The following is a 16,517-nucleotide window of genomic DNA, read 5'->3' on the forward strand; positions in this document are numbered from 1 at the left end:
CCAGGGGGCCGAGCCCGTACGGGCCTGGTCCAGTGGACCAGGCCCGACTGGCGAGGGGCTGCGCCACTGGCGCAGCGTGGTCTGCAAGACCTCTCCAGCGGCCCGGCAAAGCCGGTTCCGCGGATGTTCCCGCATGGCCTGCTCCGCGGCCATTCGAGCGGGAAGCCGGCGGCGGTTGCTGGCGCCGTGCGCCAGGTTTGGCTTGCCGGAGTGAACGCATGAACGCACCTCACGTGAGCGGCACATCGGCGATGGACGGCACCACCACCGACCTCGGCCCCCTGGCCTGGGTGCATGGCGAGGTGCGCAAGTCGCTGGAGAACGCGGCCAAGGCGATGCACCGGCATCAGCTGGGACGGGCGCCGGGGCAGGCGGGCGACGACGCCGAGTTGCAGGCGGCGGTCCATCACCTGCATCAGGCGGCGGGCGCGCTGCAGCTGGTGGGGCAGGGCGGGGCGGGGCGGCTGGCATCGGGCATGGAATGGGCCGTGCAGCGGCTGCAGCGCGAGCCGGCGCTGCAGACCGATGCCTCGACGGCCGCCATCGAGCGGGCCGGCTTCGCGCTGGCCGACTTCCTGGCCCGCCTCATGGCCGGCCGTCCGGCACCGGTGCTGGGGCTGTTCCCGCATTACCGCGACATGCTGGAGCTGGCGGGTGCCGACCGCATCCACCCCGCCGACCTGTGGCCCGAGCCGTGGTCCTGGCCCGCGCTGCCTCGGCCCGAGGGCGTGCCGCCGCTGGTGCTCGATGCACAGGTGCGCGCCGGGCTCGACCGCGACCTGCTCCAGGTGGTCAAGAGCGGCAATGCCGAGTCGGCCCGCCGCCTGGCTGCGCTGTGCCTGCGCCTGATGGCCGGGCAGCCGCCCGGCACGCCGCCCGCCGGCTTCTGGCTGCTGTCCGGTGCCTTCTTCGAGGCCCTGGGCGCCAGCGTGCTGGTGGCCGATGCGTACGTGCGCCGCACCGCCTCGCGGGTGATGCTGCAGTACGCCGCCCTGGCCCGCGGCACGGCGCCCGTGGCCGACCGGCTGGGGCAGGACCTGCTCTTCTTCTGCGCCCAGGCGCGCGTGCCGGTGCCCCCGCCGGCCCCCCTGCCGCTGCTGACGACCGTGCGCCGCGCCTGGGGCCTGGGCCGCGGCGATCCGGTGGATTACGAGCAGCGCCGCTTCGGCCGCTTCGATCCGGCGGTGCTGGCGCAGGCCCGCCGTCGCGCCGAGGCCGCCAAGGAATGCTGGTCCGCCATCTCCGAGGGCGACCTCAACCGCCTGCGCCCCGCCGCCGACAGCTTCGCGCAGCTGGGCGAATCGCTGATGGCGGTGTACCCGGCCGCCGCGCCGCTGGTGCAGGCCTTCGACCAGGTGCTGGGCGAGGTCATCCACCGCGGCGAGCCGCCGTCGACCGAGCTGGCGCTCGAAGTGGCCACCGCGCTGTTGCACATGGAGGCCGCCTTCGACGACCTCGATCCGCAGGACCGTGAGCTGGCCGAGCGCATCGTCCAACTGGCCGGCCGCATCGAGCGCGCGCGGCGCGGCGCGCCGTCCGAGCCGCTGGCGCCCTGGATGGAGGCGCTCTACCACCGCGTGAGCGACCGCCAGAGCCTGGGCACCGTGGTCGACGAACTGCGCGCGCGCCTGGGCGAGCTGGAGAAATCGCTCGACCAGTTCTTCCGCCGGCCGGGCGACGGCAGCGTGCTGCGCGCCGTGCCGGCCCAGCTCACGCAGATGCGCGGCGTCCTCTCGGTGCTGGGCCTGGACCAGGCCGCGCGCGCCGTGCAGCGCATGCGCGAGGACGTGGAGCAACTGCTGGCCGACGGCGCCGGCCAGGGTGCCATCGCGCCCGGCGCGCCGGGCGTCGAGCGGCTGGGTCACAACCTGGGCGCACTCGGCTTCCTGATCGACATGCTGGCCTACCAGCCGGCGCTGGCGCGGCGGCTCTTCGTGTTCGACGAGGCCGCCGGCCGGCTCGATCCCCTCATGGGCCGGCAGGGCGCGCCGGCGCCCGTGGTGCCGCCGCGCGACGAGCTGCCGGCCGAGGTGATCGACAGCGCCCGCGCCGTGGACGCGCAGATCGCCCAGCGCCTGGCCGAGGTGGGCACGCCCGTGGCGCCGGCCCTCGAGGAATTCAGCCGGGCCGCCGAGACCTGGCCGACCGCGTCGCCGCCACACGTGGCACCGCCCGAGGCTGCATCGCCCCCGGGCATGGATGTGGCCGAGCTGGACGAGGACGACCTGCGCGCCATCTTCCTGGACGAGGCCCGCGAGGTGCTCCAGTCCGCCCGCGCCGCCTTGCGCTCGCTGGCCGAGCCGCCGGGCAGCGGCGACGAACTCACGGTGCTGCGCCGGGCCTTCCACACGCTCAAGGGCAGTGCCCGCATGGTGGGGCTGGCCGAATTCGGCGACGCCGCCTGGGCCTGCGAGCAGGTGCTCAACACCTGGCTGGCCGAGCAGCGCCGTGCCGACCCGGCGCTGATGTCGGCGACCGAAGGCGCGCTGCCCGGCTTTGCCGCATGGATCGACGCCATCGCCGAAGGCCGCACGGCGCCGGCCAGCGAGTCCTGGCTGGCGCCGATGCGCGCGCTGGCCGCGGCGCCCGCGTCCGCCGCGCCGGTGCCGCCGGCCCGTGCGACGACGCCTGTGCCCGCGCCAGCCTGGGCGCCGCCTGCACCGGCCGAGCCGCTCCCGGCGGCCGAGGCACTGCCCCCCTTGCCGGTCTTCGAGCCCGACTTCGAGGCCACCACGTTGCCGGCCCCGCTGGAGCCGCTGCCGGCGCAGGTGGAAGAAGTCGACCTGCTGCCCGAGCTGGACCTGGGCGGCCCGACCCAGCCGGCCGACCTCGACTTCCTGCTGCCCGATCCGCCGCCGCGCCCGCCGATCCCGGCGCCCGCCAGCTTCGGCCACACCCGCATGGAGGCCGAGTTCGCCTTCGACGAGCCGCCCACGCTGCCGGCCCCGATGCGCCGCGAGGAGGACGAGTCCGAGGCCGATGCCGCGCTCGCCGACTTCGAGCGCACCACGCAGGCCGAGCCGGCGGAGGAATCGGTGCCGCTGTCCTCGGACTACGGCGTGGATTTCGAGCTGTCGATGGCGCCGCCCGAGCCCGCAGGCGGCGAGCCGCCGACGGCCGACGATGCAGCCCCTGAGCCCGCGCAGGACGACGCGGCGCCGGCCACGCCACCGCCGCAGGAAGTCCCGGCGCCCGTCGCGGGCGACGACGTGCGGCTGGTCGGCGGACTGCGCATTCCGCTCGCGCTCTACAACGTCTACCTGAGCGAGGCCGACGAATGGTCCCGCCAGCTGGTCGAACGGCTGGCGGCCTGGGCCCCGTCGCCGGGCACGCGCCTGCCTGACGAGGCGATCGCCGCGGCGCATTCGCTGGCCGGCAGTTCGGCCACCGTCGGCTTCGCGCTGCTGTCCGAACTCGCGCGGCTGGTGGAGAACGCGCTGCAGCACCTGCAGGGCGAACATCGCGCGGGCGCGGCCCAGGCGGCCGTGCTCGTCGAGGCTGCGCAAGACATCCGCCGGCTGCTGCATCAGTTCGCGGCCGGCTTCGTCAAGGCGCCGAACGCCGGCCTGCCCGAGCGGCTGCGCGCCCTGCTCGAACTGCCCGCCGCCACCCCGGCATCCACGCTGGGGCCGGCGTCGGCGCCCGGGCCCGATGTCGCGCTGGAGCCCGAGGACGAACTCGGCGCGGTGCAGGACGCCGTCGACCACGAGCTCTTTCCCATCTTCGAGGAGGAGGCGGCCGAACTGCTGCCTGCCCTCAGCCGGGCGCTGCGCGCCTGGGCCGCGCAGCCGGACGACGGCGACGCCCGCGCCCAGGTGCTGCGGGCCCTGCACACCCTCAAGGGCAGCGCCCGGCTGGCGGGGGCGATGCGCCTGGGCCAGCGCGCCCACCAGATGGAATCGGCGCTGGAGCCGCTGGGTCTGGGCGACGTCGTGCGCGAGGCGCTGGAGCAGGCCCTGGGCCGGCTGGACGTGCTGCAGGCCGATTTCGACCAGCTCCGCGCCGCCGATTCGGCCGACGAGGCGCGGCGCCAGCAACTGGCGGCCGACTCCGTCGCGGCCGAGCACAGCGCGCCTGCGCTGCGCATCGAGACCGGCGATGCCTCCGCGCCGCTGGCGCCGGCCGCCGAGGCGGCGGCGGCCGGCGACATGCCGGCCGAGGTGCCGCGTCCCGCCGGCCTCGACGCCGCGCTCGCGGCCGCCCAGCCCGCTGCGGCGCTGGCCGCCACCCCCGGGGCCGGGGCCGTGGTGCGCATCCGCGCCCAGCTGCTGGACCGGCTGATGGCCGAGGCCGGCGAGGTGACCATCACCCGTGGCCGTGTCGAGGCCTCCGTCGAGCAGCTGCGCGGCGCCCTGGGCGAACTCACCGGCAACCTGCAGCGCCTGCGCCAGCAGCTGCGCGACCTGGAGGTGCAGGCCGAAAGCCAGATGCAGTCGCGCCAGATGCAGTCGCGCGATGCGCAGGGCTTCGACCCGCTGGAGTTCGACCGCTTCACCCGCGTGCAGGAACTCACCCGCATGATGGCCGAGTCGGTGGACGACGTCGCCGCCGTGCACCGCACGCTGCAGCGCACCGTGCAGGTGGCCGAGGACGGCCTGCAGACCCAGGCGCGCCAGACGCGCGAGCTGCAGCGCTCGCTGCTGCGCACCCGCATGGTGGCCTTCGACAACCTGGCCGAGCGGCTGTACCGCGTGGTGCGCCAGGCGTCCAAGGAAACGGGCAAGCCGGTGCACCTCGACCTGCTCGGCGGCGAGGTGGAGATGGACCGCGGCGTGCTCGACCGCATTGCGCCGGCCTTCGAGCACCTGCTGCGCAATGCCGTGGTCCATGGCATCGAACCACCCGCGGAGCGCGAGCGCGCCGGCAAGCCGGCCACCGGGCAGCTGCGCGTGGAGATGCGCCAGGACGGCAACGACATCGCCATCCGCTTCGCCGACGACGGCGGCGGCCTGCGGGCCGAGCGCATCCGCGACCGCGCCGAGGCACAGGGGCTGATCGAGCCCGGCGCGGCGCTGGACGAGCGGGCACTGGCCGAGCTGGTCTTCCGTCCCGGCTTCACCACCGCGACCGAGGTCTCGGAACTGGCCGGGCGCGGCATCGGCATGGACGTGGTGCGCGCCGAGGTGACGGCCCTGGGCGGCCGCATCGAGACCCGCAGCACGGCGGGGCAGGGCACCGAGTTCCGCCTGGTGCTGCCGCTGACGACGGCCGTCACCCAGGTGGTGATGCTGCGCGCGGGCGGGCTGACCTTCGGCGTGCCCGCCAGCCTGGTCGAGCTGGTGCAGCGCGCCGGCGCCGCCGAGCTGGCCCAGGCCTATGCCGAGGCGCACAGCGGCTACGGCGGGGAGCGCCTGCCCTTCTACTGGGCGGGTGCGCTGCTGCAGGCCTCCGACGCCAGCGAGCAGCCACCCGGCCGCGCCAACACCCTGGTGGTGGTGCGCAGCGCCGCCCAGCGCGTGCTGCTGCATGTGGACGAGGTGCTCGGCAGCCAGGAAGTGGTGGTCAAGAACCTGGGGCCGCAGCTCGCGCGCGTGCCGGGCCTGGTGGGCATCACCGTGCTCGCCTCCGGCGCCGTGGTGATGATCCACAACCCGGTGGTGCTCGGCACGCTGCACGGCGGGCAGGCGCGGCGGCGCCAGCGCCTGGCCGCGGACCTGCCCGCGCCCGATGCCGCCGGCCAGCCGGGCCGCACGGCGGCCCAGGTGCCGCTCGTGATGGTGGTGGACGACTCCATCACCGTGCGCCGCGTGACGCAGCGCCTGCTGCAGCGCGAAGGCTGGCGCGTGGCGCTGGCCGCCGACGGCCTGCAGGCGCTGGAGCTGCTGCAGGGCGAGCGGCCCGCGCTGGTGCTGTCGGACATCGAGATGCCGCGCATGGACGGCTTCGACCTGGTGCGCAACATCCGCGCCGACGCGCAACTGGTCGACCTGCCGGTGGTGATGATCACCTCGCGCATCGCGGCCAAGCACCGCGAGCATGCGCAGACGCTGGGCGTGGACCACTACCTCGGCAAACCTTATGGCGAGGACGAACTGCTGGCGCTGGTGCGTCGCTATGCGGCACCCGTGACGGTGGCGCAGCCGGAGACCGAGGCGACGGTCCTCTGATCAGCCGCGCCGTGCGCGCATCAGCCAGCAGGCCGCGTCGAAGTGGACCGCGTCGTCCCGGACGAAGGGCGTAAAGGCCGAATGCACCTCGGCCAGGAGCGCTGCCCTCGCGTCCTCGGGCACGGACGGCAGGACCCGGCCCAGCGGTCCCAGCCGCATCACGTAGGTGGGCAGCGCGTCCAGCGGCAGTTCCAGGGGCAGGTCCACGGGCGTGAGCGAGATGTCCGTCCAGCCGCCTTCCTCAACGATGTGCTTGGCGCGGCGCTCATCGGCAAGGGCGAACTGGCCCGGTCCCGCGGCGCGCTGCAAGGGCAGGTCGGGCCGGGCAGCCAGGGCCGCGCGCTCCGCGGTGGTCATGAACGGGTTCTCCGCCGCCGAGCGCCAGACCATGGCCGTCAGCGTGCCACCCGGCGCTGTCGCGCGCAGCAGGTTGGCAAAGGCGGCCACCGGATCGGCGAAGAACATCAGGCCAAAGCGGGACAGCAGCCGCATGTGCGCCCGGGGCGCAAAGGCATGGGTCTGGGCGTCGGCGCAGACGAAGCGCGCCGGGCTTGCGGCGCCGGCGGCGCGCTGGCGGGCATGCGCGACCATGGGTTCGGACAGGTCGATGCCGGTGCAGGTGCCGCCCGGTCCGGCCGCCTCGGCGGCACGCAGGGTGGTGGCACCGGTGCCGCAGCCCACGTCGAGGACCGTGTGGCCCGGTGAGATGTCCGCGGCCTGGATCAACCGTTCTGCCACTGGCGCGAAAAGGTGGTCGAGGATGGGTTGGGCATCGACCCAGGCGCGGCCGGCATTGCCGTTCCAGAGCGCGGCCTGGTCATCGCCATGGGAGGGGGGAAAGGCGGGCATGGGACAGTCCTCGTGTGAATGATGGGGAACGCGTCTTCGGCGGCAAGGTCCCGGGTCGGTGCGGCCGCCGAACAAGGCGCGGTCCACAATGTGCTGCTTCAACTGCACTTGAAGTCAAGCCCATGGCTGAACTGGATATCGCCGAAGTCGGCCGCCGCAGCGGACTGCCGGCATCCACGCTGCGCTTCTACGAGGACAAGGGGCTGATCGCGCCGCTGGGCCGGCGGGGCCTGCGCAGGGTGTACGGCCCGGGTGTGCTCCAGCGACTGGCGCTCATCGCCCTTGGCCGGGTGGCCGGCTTCTCGCTCGAGGAGATCCGCGTCATGCTGGGCGGCGAAGGCGCACCGCGGATCGACCGGGCGCAACTGGCCGCCCAGGCCGACCAGCTCGACGCCCGGATCCGGCATCTGCGCGCCCTGCGCGATGGACTGCGGCACGCCGCGGCGTGCCCGGCGCCCAGCCATCTAGAGTGCGCCAGCTTCCAGCGCCTGCTGAAGGCGGCAGAGTCCGGCCGCCTGGGCGCGCGACAGAGGGCGGCGCCGCCTGCGCCGATGTAAGGGGCGCGGATGCGCCGAGGCAGCGTCGGTGCTCACGCTGGGACGGTGGGGGTCGCGGCGCCAAAGGCACACTTATTGCTGACCGGCGTTCACACCTTGTCGGCCCGGTGAAAACCCGCGCTCTGCTGCAGCGAGTCTGCGTCGGGGCCGGCAAACTGTATACACTTGCGTCCACAACAAAATCGCCGCAGCGGAGCGATGAGGTGCACCATCCCCGGTGCCCGGCGTTCGCGGCACCTTCTGCTTACAGCGCCCGCGGTGGTGAGCAGGACAGAACTCTCATCACTTCAGGGTTGAGCGATGGAAAGCTACTACCTCGACTGGGCCAACCTGCTGCTGCGTTGGCTCCACGTCATCACCGCGATCGCCTGGATCGGTGCCTCCTTCTACTTCGTGATGCTGGACAACAGCCTCGAGAAGCCCAAGGACGCCGAATCGCTGGACAAGGGCGTGGGCGGCGAGCAATGGGCCGTGCACGGCGGCGGCTTCTACAACATGCAGAAGTACGCGGTGGCGCCGCGCAAGATCCCGGAGCACCTGCACTGGTCCTTCTGGGAAAGCTACTCCACCTGGCTGAGCGGTTTTGCGCTCTTCACGGTGTCGTACCTGTGGAACGCGAGCACCTACCTCATCGACAAGAGCAAGATGGACTGGCAGCCCGGTGCCGCCATCGCCGTGGCCCTCGCCTTCTTCGTCGTGTTCTGGATGGTGTACGACGGCATCTGCCAGATCTTCGGCCGGCGCAAGAACGGCGACACCATCGTCGGCGTGCTGATCGCGCTCTTCATCGCCTTCGCGGCCTGGCTGGCCTGCCACTGGTTCGCCGGGCGCGCCGCCTTCCTGCTCGTGGGCGCGATGATGGCCACGACCATGAGCGCCAACGTGTTCTTCTGGATCATCCCGGGCCAGCGCAAGAGCGTGGCCGCCCTGCGCGAGGGCAAGCCGGTCGACCCGATCCACGGCCAGCGCGGCAAGCAGCGCAGCGTGCACAACACCTACTTCACGCTGCCGGTGCTGTTCGCGATGCTGTCAAACCATTACAGCTTCACCTACACGCATCCGCAGAACTGGATCGTGCTGCTGCTGATCATGCTGGGCGGCGCCGCCATCCGCCAGTTCTTCGTGGTGCGCCACCGCTGGAAGCTGGGCAACGCCAAGAACCCGCTGCCCTACGCCATGCTCGGCATCGCCGTGCTGGGCCTGACCATCGTCTGGATGAAGCCCGAGCCCGTGGCGCCGCAACCCGCCGCCGCACAGGCCGCGCCCGTGGCCTATGCCGAGGTGCAGAAGGTGCTGGAGCAGCGCTGCTACCTGTGCCACGGTGCCGCCGTGCAGATGAAGAACGTGCGGCTCGATTCGCCCGAGCAGGTGGCCGCGCATGCGCAGGCCGTCTACCAGCAGGTGGTGGTGACAAAGATCATGCCGATGAACAACGCCACCCACATCACCGACGCGGAGCGGGCGCTGATCGGGCGCTGGTTCCAGGGCGGGGCGAAAACGAACTGAGGTCGCTGGGTGACGGGCATGCTTGGGCCCGCCCGTCTCCGCCCATGGCTGCTGCTGGCATGAGAAATCCAGAGCGGCGAGGCGTGGCTTCGAGCCTCTCTCCCCTCGCGGGAGAGGGGTTGGGGAGAGGGGGAGATGCCCCACGCAAGCATCGATGGGGCGCACAGGCGGTCACTCCCTCTCCCCAGCCCTCTCCCGCGAGAGGAGAGGGAGTCATCCGCGATCGATCAGGCGCTGCGGGCCGCTTCGGCGAGCTGGACGGCGAGCCGGTTGTGCCGCTCCACCAGCGGCTGCAGTTCCACCGTCGCCAGCTGGCCTTCGCGCACCACCACCCGCCCGTTGACCACCGTGTACGCCGCCTGCGGGCTTGCGCACAGCAGCAGGCTGGCCACGGGGTCGTGCACGGCGCCGCCGGCGAAGCCCAGGGTGCGCAGATCGAACAGGGCCAGGTCGGCGCACATGCCGGGCGCCAGGTGGCCGATGTCGGCGCGGCCCAGCACCTGGGCGCCGCCGCGGGTGGCCATCGCGAGGGCATCGCGGGCCGTCATCTCGGCCGGGCCGTGGTCGCAGCCGAAGGCATCGAGCGATCGCCGCACCCGCGCCAGCAGCAGCGCCTGCCGCGCCTCGCCCACCATGTGCGCGCCGTCGTTGCTGGCGCTGCCGTCCACGCCCAGGCCCACCGGCACGCCGGCATCGAGCATGCGGCGGATGGGCGCCAGGCCCGAGGCCAGGCGCATGTTGCTGCAGGGGCAGTGGGCCACGCCGGTGCGCGTGCGCGCGAACAGGCCGATGCCGGCCTCGTCCAGCTTCACGCAGTGGGCATGCCAGACGTCGTCGCCCAGCCAGCCGAGCTCCTGCGCGTACTCGGCCGGCGTGCAGTTGAACTTCTCGCGGGTGAAGGCGATGTCGTGGTCGTTCTCGGCCAGGTGGGTGTGCAGGCGCACGCCATGCCGGCGGGCCAGGGCCGCGGCATCGCGCATCAGTTCGCGGCTGACCGAGAAGGGCGAGCATGGCGCCACCGCCACGTTGACCATGGCGCCATGGCTGCGGTCGTGCCAGGTGGTGATCAGACGCTCGGTGTCGCGCAGGATGGCCTCCTCGTCCTCCACCACGCGGTCGGGCGGCAGGCCGCCCTTGGACTGGCCCAGGCTCATGGCGCCGCGCGAGGCCACGAAGCGCATGCCGATGGCCTGCGCGGCCTCGATGCTGTCCTCCAGCCGCACGCCGTTCGGGTAGATGTAGAGATGGTCGCTGCTGGTGGTGCAGCCCGACATCAGCAGCTCGGCCATGGCCACCTGCGTGGAGACGTTCACCATCTCGGGCGTGAGCCCGGCCCAGATCGGGTAGAGCCCGCGCAGCCAGCCGAAGAGTTCCGCGTCCTGCGTCGCCGGTATGGCGCGCGTCAGCGACTGGTACATATGGTGGTGGGTGTTGACCAGGCCCGGCATCACCAGGTGGCCGCGCGCATCGATCACCTCGTCGGCCTGCTGCGGCAGGTCGGCCGCGGGGCCGATGGCCTCGATGCGGTGGCCGCGCACCAGCACCGAGGCATCGCGCAGCTCGGTGCGCGCGTCGTCGAAGGTCGCCACGCAGCTGGCGTGGCGGATCAGCAGGGTTTTCATCGGTACAGTCCTCTCGCGCATTCAAAGACCTCGGCGGCTTTGCCGGGTCCCTGGAGACAAAGAACATGATCGCATCCGACACCGCGTCCGCTTCGCTTCCTGATCCGAAGCAGCAGCCGCGCGCCTTCCTCGAACACCTCTACCGTGTCGCCGTGCACCAGGCGCTGCCCCTTGCGCGCATGGGCCAGTACCTGCCCCCGCCGCCGCGCGGCCGCACGCTGGTGCTGGGCGCCGGCAAGGCCGGGGGCTCCATGGTGCAGGCGCTGGAAGCCCTCTGGCCGCAGGACGCCCCGCTGTCGGGCCTGGTGGTCACGCGCTATGGCCACATCCCGCCGCGGCCCGCCGGCGTGCCGTCGCGCATCGAGCTGGTGGAGGCCGCGCACCCCGTGCCCGACGCCGCCGGCCTGCGCGCCGCCGAGCGCATGCTCGCCCTCACGCACGGCCTCACGGCCGACGACCTGGTGCTGTGCCTGATCTCCGGCGGCGGCTCGGCGCTGCTGACGCTGCCGGCCGAGGGGCTGATGCTGGAGGACAAGCAGCGCATCAACCGCCAGCTGCTCGAATCGGGCGCGCACATCGGCGAGATGAACTGCGTGCGCAAGCACCTTTCGCGCATCAAGGGTGGCCGGCTGGCCGCGGCCTGCGCGCCAGCCCGGGTGGTCACGCTCACCATCAGCGACGTGCCCGGCGACGACCCGGCCGTCATCGCCAGCGGCCCCGCGGTGCCCGACGGCAGCACCTGCGCAGACGCCCTCGCCATCCTGCAGCGCTACGGCATCGAGCTGCCGGCCCGTGTCATGGAAGGCCTGCGCGGCGGCTGCCTTGAAACGCCCAAGCCGGCCGATGCCGTGTTTGCCGGCCATGCGGTGCACCTGATCGCGACGCCGCGGCAGTCGCTGGAGGCGGCTGCGCAGGCGGCCCGCGCGGCGGGCATCGAGGCCCATGTGCTGGGCGACGACATGGAAGGCGAGTCGCGCGAGGTCGGCAAGGTGCACGCCGCCCTGGCCCGCGCGGTGGCGCGCCACGGCACGCCCTTCGCGCGGCCCTGCGTGATCCTGTCGGGCGGCGAGACCACGGTGACCGTGCGCCAGCGCCCGCCCGGCACCGCCAAGGGGCGGGGCGGACGCGCGGGCGAGTTCTGCATGGGCCTGGCCGGCGCGCTGATGGGGGAGCCCGGCGTGTGGGCGCTGGCCGCCGACACCGACGGCATCGACGGCGTGGAGGACAACGCCGGCGCCTTCGTCGCACCCGACACGCTGGCCCGCGCGGCGCAAGCCGGCCTCAAGCTGTCGGACCACCTGGACCGCAACGACGCGTATGGCTTCTTCGATGCGCTCGGCGACCTGCTCGTGACCGGGCCCACGCACACCAACGTCAACGACTTCCGCGCGCTGCTGGTGCTGCCGGACTGACGCAGGGCCGCCCGGCGCCGGTTCAGCCGAAGATCTCGGCCCTCGGCGCCAGGGCCTCGAAGCGCGGCCGGGCGAACAGGTAGCCCTGCATCAGCCGCACGCCCTCGTGCAGGAAGAAGTCGCGCTCGCCGGCCGTCTCGACCCCCTCGGCGATCACCGTGATGGCCAGTTCCTCGCACATGCGCAGGATGCCGCGGGTGATGGCCTGGCGCGCGCGGCTGGTGTCGACGTTGCGCACCAGGGCCATGTCCAGCTTCACGACGTCGGGCTGGAAGTCGGCCAGCAGCGTCAGGCCCGCGTAGCCGGCGCCGAAGTCGTCGATGGCCGTCAGGAAGCCGCAGCGCTGGTACTCGGTGAGGATGGAGGCAAGCCAGGGCCCGTCGCTGACCCGCTCGCCTTCGGTCACCTCGAACACGATGCGGTCGCGCGGGAAGCCGTACCTGTCGGCCGCCTCGAGCGTGGTGCGGATGCAGATCTCCGGCCGGTACACCGCCTGGGGCAGGAAGTTGATGGACAGGCGCGTCTCCATGCCCAGCGCGGCGGCGATGCGGATCGCGTTGACGCGGCAGGACTGGTCGAACCGGTAGCGGTTGTCGGCGTTGACCTGGTCGAGCACCGTCATGGCGCCTTCGCCGTCCGGCCCGCGCACCAGCGCCTCGTGCGCCCAGATCTCGCCGGCCTGGAGGTCCAGGATCGGCTGGTAGGCGAAGCTGAAGGGAAAGAGCGGCACCTCGCCTTCGCGGCATCCCTTGCAGCGCCCGCTGGCAGCGGATGGCGAGCCCCCAGGGGCCGGTTGCAGGGCGATGGTGTGGATCATGGACGGACGTTCGGGCAGGATGGGCGGCGCGGCTTCGGCGGCCGCTGCCGCGGACGGGCGTACCGTCCGCATTGGGGCGCTGCGCGCGCAGCCGACGTCACGAGTCGCGTGATGTTCCCTTGCGGCGTCCTGTCCGCGTGTAGGCGCGTGTGCCGCGCTGTTGAGGTCTCCCGCGCCGGGGCGCCGGGCGCCGCCTCATTCGCACAAGGCGCGGATCTCGGGCGGAATGGGCAGCGCGCGCAGCCGCCCGTCGGGCCGCTTGCCGCCGAAGATGCGCACCTCCTCGCATTCGAGGATCAGCGTCTCACCCTCGGGGTCGTCGCGGGTCACGCGGTAGGCCTGCACGAAGCTCTTCTCGCGCCACTCGCGGACCTGCACGGCGAAGTGGAGCGTGTCGCCATAGCTGGCGGTGCTGACGAAGCGGGCCTGCGTGTCCACCAGCGGCGTGCCGATGACGCCGAGGGTGCGGGTCGTCTCTTCCCAGCGCGGCACGCCGCAGCCGGCGAAGAAGTGGCGCGAGGCGGCATCGATCCAGCCGAAGAAGTTGGGAAACCAGACGATGCCGGCAGGATCGCAGTCGCCGAATTCGACGCGGGCGGTGTAGGTGATGGTCTTGGGCATGGCAGCAGGTTAACGGCGGCGCGACCGGGGGCCTCCCCGCCTGGCGCCGAGGGGTGGACTCCCTCTCCCCTTGCGGGAGAGGGTCGGGGAGAGGGGGAGCAACGGTCGCCCTGTGCGGGCGGCGTCGATGCGTGCGCCCCCTCTCCCCCACCCCTCTCCCGCGAGGGGGAAGGGGCTCATGGGGGCGGGGCGGGCCTCAATCGGCCTTGATGCCCCGCTCCTTGATGATGGCCCCGAAGCGCGTCGAATCGGCCATCGCCCGGTCGTGGAAGGCGGCCGGTGTGCCGGGCGCGGCCTCGCCGCCCAGCTGCTGGATGCGTTCCTTCACCAGGGGCAGCGCCAGCACCTTGTTGATTTCGGTGTTGAGCCGTGCGATCACTGGCGCGGGCGTGCCGGCCGGCGCGTAGAAGCCGAACACGGTGTCGGCGTCGAAGCCTTTCAGCCCAGCCTCGGCCAGCGTGGGTACGTCGGGAAAGAGCGGCGAGCGCTGAGGGCTGCCCACTGCCAGCAGCCGCAGCTTGCCGGCCTTGACCTGCTGCAGCGCGATGCCCGGGTCGAAGTAGTAGTCGATCTGGCCCGCCAGCAGGTCCTGCAGCGCGGGCGCCGCGCCGCGGTAGGGCACATGCGTGGCGAAGGTGCCGGTCTGCGACTTGAACATCTCGCCGGCCAGGTGCGGCGAACTGCCGACGCCCGGCGAGCCGTAGGACAGCTTGCCCGGCCGGGCCTTGAGGTAGGCGATGAATTCCTGGATGTTCTTGGGCGGCAGCTCGGGCCGGATCACCAGGTAGACCAGCACCCGCGCGGCGGCGGCCACCGGCACCAGGTCCTTGGCCGGATCGAAGGGCATCTTCTCGTACAGGTGCGGATTCACCGACACCATGCCGCCGGAGCTCATCAGCAGCGTGTAGCCGTCCGCTGGCGCGCGTGCCACCACCTCGCCGCCGATGTTGCCGTTGGCGCCGCCGCGGTTCTCCACCACCACCGGCTGGCCCAGCGCCTCCGACAGCGGCTGGCCCACAAGCCGCGCCAACTGATCGGCCGCGCCGCCGGGCGGGAAGTTGACGACGACCCGGATGGGCTTGGTCGGCCAGGCCTGGGCTTGGGCCTGCGCGGCCAGCGGGGCGGCCAGTGCCGCGGCCATGCAGGCGGCGCCGGCCAGGTTCAGCGCCAGGCGGCGGCGCGGGTTGCGGATCGTGGTGTGGGGTTGAGGGGTCATCGCTTGTCTCCTTTTTGGTTTCTTGGGGATCTCGGCGTCTCAGGCGCTCTGGCCTTGCGAGCGGGGCGGCCGGCGCATCCAGCGGATGGGCTGCTCGGCCACCGGCCGCGGCGGCGCGCCGTGCGCCCGCAGCGTGGCGTCGAGGGCCGTGCCGGCCTCGTCGGCCAGCGCGGCCTCGCGGGCCTTGGCGATGGCCTGCGCCCGCTCGGCCGGTGTGCGGCCGGGGCTGCGCGCCAGGTGGTCGACGATGTGCAGCAGGTTGGCCTTGCCGCGCTCGTTGGTGCTGCCGTAGCCCTTGATCAGCCGGCCGCACAGCGCGAGTTCATGGCCCAGCGCCCAGTCCTCGCGCGTGCCGGCCTCGACGGCGGCGAGCCAGTGCTCGATCAGCCGCTGTTCCTCGGCGAAGCGGCTGCCGATGGGGCGCAGCCGGCGCAGGCTGGCCAGTAGCCGCAGCGACGCCATGCCGACGACCGAATGGCTGCCCACCTTCAGCGGCAGGGCCCACGGCGACTGGCCGCGGCGCTGGCGGGCGCGGTCCCAGTCCTGCAGCCGGCGGGCGAGGGCGGGCGGCAGCAGGGCGGCGAATTCCGGCACACCGGGCTTGAAGTGGTCGTAGACGCGCAGCAGGTCGGCCTCGCCGGCCTTGACCTCGGTGCGCACCCGGTCGGCCCGGCTGGCGCGGGCCTTGAGCGCGGCCACGCGCACGATGTCGTCGAAGGCCATCCACAGGGCCAGCCAGCGGGCCATCTCGCGGGTGACGGCCCAGCCTTGCGCGCCCGAGGGGTCGGTGGCGCGTTCGGCGTCGAGCACGCGCGCCAGGCGGTCGGTGTAGCGGCGGGCGTAGGCGGCGTCCTGGTACTCCCGCGTGCGTTCATGACCCAGGGCCAGCATCTCGTGCACGGCAGCCGGAAAGCGGCTGGCCAGGTCGGCGGGCAGCGTCGGGGCCGGTGCGGCTTCCACCTTCGGGGCCTTCAGCAAGGCATCGACGAAGGCGGCCTGCTGCCGCGGCGCGTGCACGGCTTCGTACGCACGCGCAAAGCCGCGCAGGCTGGCCGCCGCCGTGGCGCCCGGCGCCTTGCCCGAGGCCGGGTCGTGGATCGCCGCCTCGAAGGCCGCCCGCGTCCAGGGCAGCACGCCGCTGCCGGCGATGGCGCCGTACATGATGCTGCTGATGACGGTGCCGCATTCGCGGGCCATCGCTGCCATGTCCAGCACCTGGTGCGCGCGGCTGAAGCGGCGCACCACCTCCAGCAGCTGCGCCGCATCGGCCCGGCCATCGCCCAGCGCCATGCGCTCGGCCGTGGTCAGGCTGCGGCTGGAGGAGGTGATGACCTGGGTGCGCGCCGGGTCGGCCATGCCATTGGCGATCTGGCGCGTGGTCTCCAGCAGTTCGGAGGAGACGATCACGTCCAGCGCGCCGGGCGCCGGCACCAGGCTGAACACCGGCTGGCGCCCCTGCAGCTGCGCCAGCGGAACCGGGAAGACCTCGACGTAGTAGGTGGTGGCGCCGGTGCGCTGGGCCACGCCGGGCACCGAGGTGCTTTGCGCCGCATAGCCGGCGTGGCGGGCGGCCTCGATCAGCCATTCGGTGAGCACGCCGCCGCCTTCGCCGCCGAGGGCGCACAGCAGCAGGGTGAGGGGGCGGGGGGAGGGGATTGTTGCGGTCATCGGTCGTGTCATGCGCAAGCGCCGTAAGAAAAGTCGAACCGTTCACGCTGAGCCTGTCGAAGCGCCGCACGAGGCTGCGACCCTTCGACAGGCTCAGGACAGGCCAAGCTCAGCCCGAAGGGTTCCGGTCGATTGAATGGCA

10 protein-coding genes are annotated in these 16,517 nt (G+C 72.9%); 4 read left to right on the forward strand and 6 right to left on the reverse strand.

The features are described 5' to 3' along the window. The first annotated feature begins 218 nt into the window (after positions 1-218). Positions 219-6,107, forward strand: a complete 5,889-nt coding sequence (locus tag L0984_RS16100; protein ID WP_234194618.1) for a hybrid sensor histidine kinase/response regulator — start codon at positions 219-221, stop codon at positions 6,105-6,107. Here the strand turns inward: L0984_RS16100 and L0984_RS16105 are convergent, their stop codons facing one another. Beyond that, complete coding sequence (locus L0984_RS16105) at positions 6,108-6,956, reverse strand: class I SAM-dependent methyltransferase (protein WP_234194619.1); 849 nt, start codon at positions 6,954-6,956, stop codon at positions 6,108-6,110. It lies immediately after the preceding gene. Between the two features lie 122 nt (positions 6,957-7,078). Here L0984_RS16105 and L0984_RS16110 point away from each other — a divergent pair, with 122 nt between their 5' ends. After that, entirely contained in the window at positions 7,079-7,513 is a 435-nt protein-coding gene (locus tag L0984_RS16110; protein WP_234194620.1) for a helix-turn-helix domain-containing protein, read from the forward strand. Positions 7,514-7,813: 300 nt separating this feature from the next. Then, the gene (locus L0984_RS16115; RefSeq protein ID WP_234194621.1) at positions 7,814-9,019 is read left to right on the forward strand and encodes a urate hydroxylase PuuD; all 1,206 of its coding nucleotides are present in this window, start codon (positions 7,814-7,816) and stop codon (positions 9,017-9,019) included. Positions 9,020-9,246: 227 nt separating this feature from the next. Here the strand turns inward: L0984_RS16115 and L0984_RS16120 are convergent, their stop codons facing one another. Further along, positions 9,247-10,641 carry an 8-oxoguanine deaminase gene (locus L0984_RS16120; protein ID WP_234194622.1) on the reverse strand — a complete coding sequence of 465 codons (1,395 nt, stop codon included), beginning with the start codon at positions 10,639-10,641 and terminating at the stop codon, positions 9,247-9,249. Positions 10,642-10,706: 65 nt separating this feature from the next. Here L0984_RS16120 and L0984_RS16125 point away from each other — a divergent pair, with 65 nt between their 5' ends. After that, positions 10,707-12,053 (forward strand): glycerate kinase type-2 family protein, encoded by a 1,347-nt coding sequence (locus L0984_RS16125; protein WP_234194623.1) that lies wholly within the window; start codon positions 10,707-10,709, stop codon positions 12,051-12,053. 22 nt (positions 12,054-12,075) lie between these two features. On the opposite strand, the gene L0984_RS16130 is transcribed toward L0984_RS16125, so the two are convergent. From L0984_RS16130 to L0984_RS16145, 4 genes are all read right to left on the reverse strand, one after another. After that, positions 12,076-12,870 (reverse strand): EAL domain-containing protein, encoded by a 795-nt coding sequence (locus L0984_RS16130; RefSeq protein WP_234194624.1) that lies wholly within the window; start codon positions 12,868-12,870, stop codon positions 12,076-12,078. A 195-nt stretch (positions 12,871-13,065) separates the two neighbouring features. Further along, on the reverse strand, positions 13,066-13,491 hold the full coding sequence (locus L0984_RS16135; protein ID WP_234194625.1) for an acyl-CoA thioesterase: 426 nt from the start codon (positions 13,489-13,491) through the stop codon (positions 13,066-13,068). 196 nt (positions 13,492-13,687) lie between these two features. Further along, a complete protein-coding gene (locus L0984_RS16140; protein ID WP_234194626.1) occupies positions 13,688-14,707 on the reverse strand; it encodes a Bug family tripartite tricarboxylate transporter substrate binding protein in 1,020 nt (339 codons plus the stop codon). A gap of 39 nt (positions 14,708-14,746) precedes the next feature. Continuing rightward, on the reverse strand, positions 14,747-16,375 hold the full coding sequence (locus L0984_RS16145; protein ID WP_234194627.1) for an indolepyruvate oxidoreductase subunit beta family protein: 1,629 nt from the start codon (positions 16,373-16,375) through the stop codon (positions 14,747-14,749). Positions 16,376-16,517 lie beyond the last annotated feature (142 nt).

Origin of the sequence: Pseudacidovorax sp. NFM-22 (assembly GCF_021401245.1) — a bacterium.
Taxonomy (GTDB): Bacteria; Pseudomonadota; Gammaproteobacteria; order Burkholderiales; family Burkholderiaceae_C; genus Xenophilus.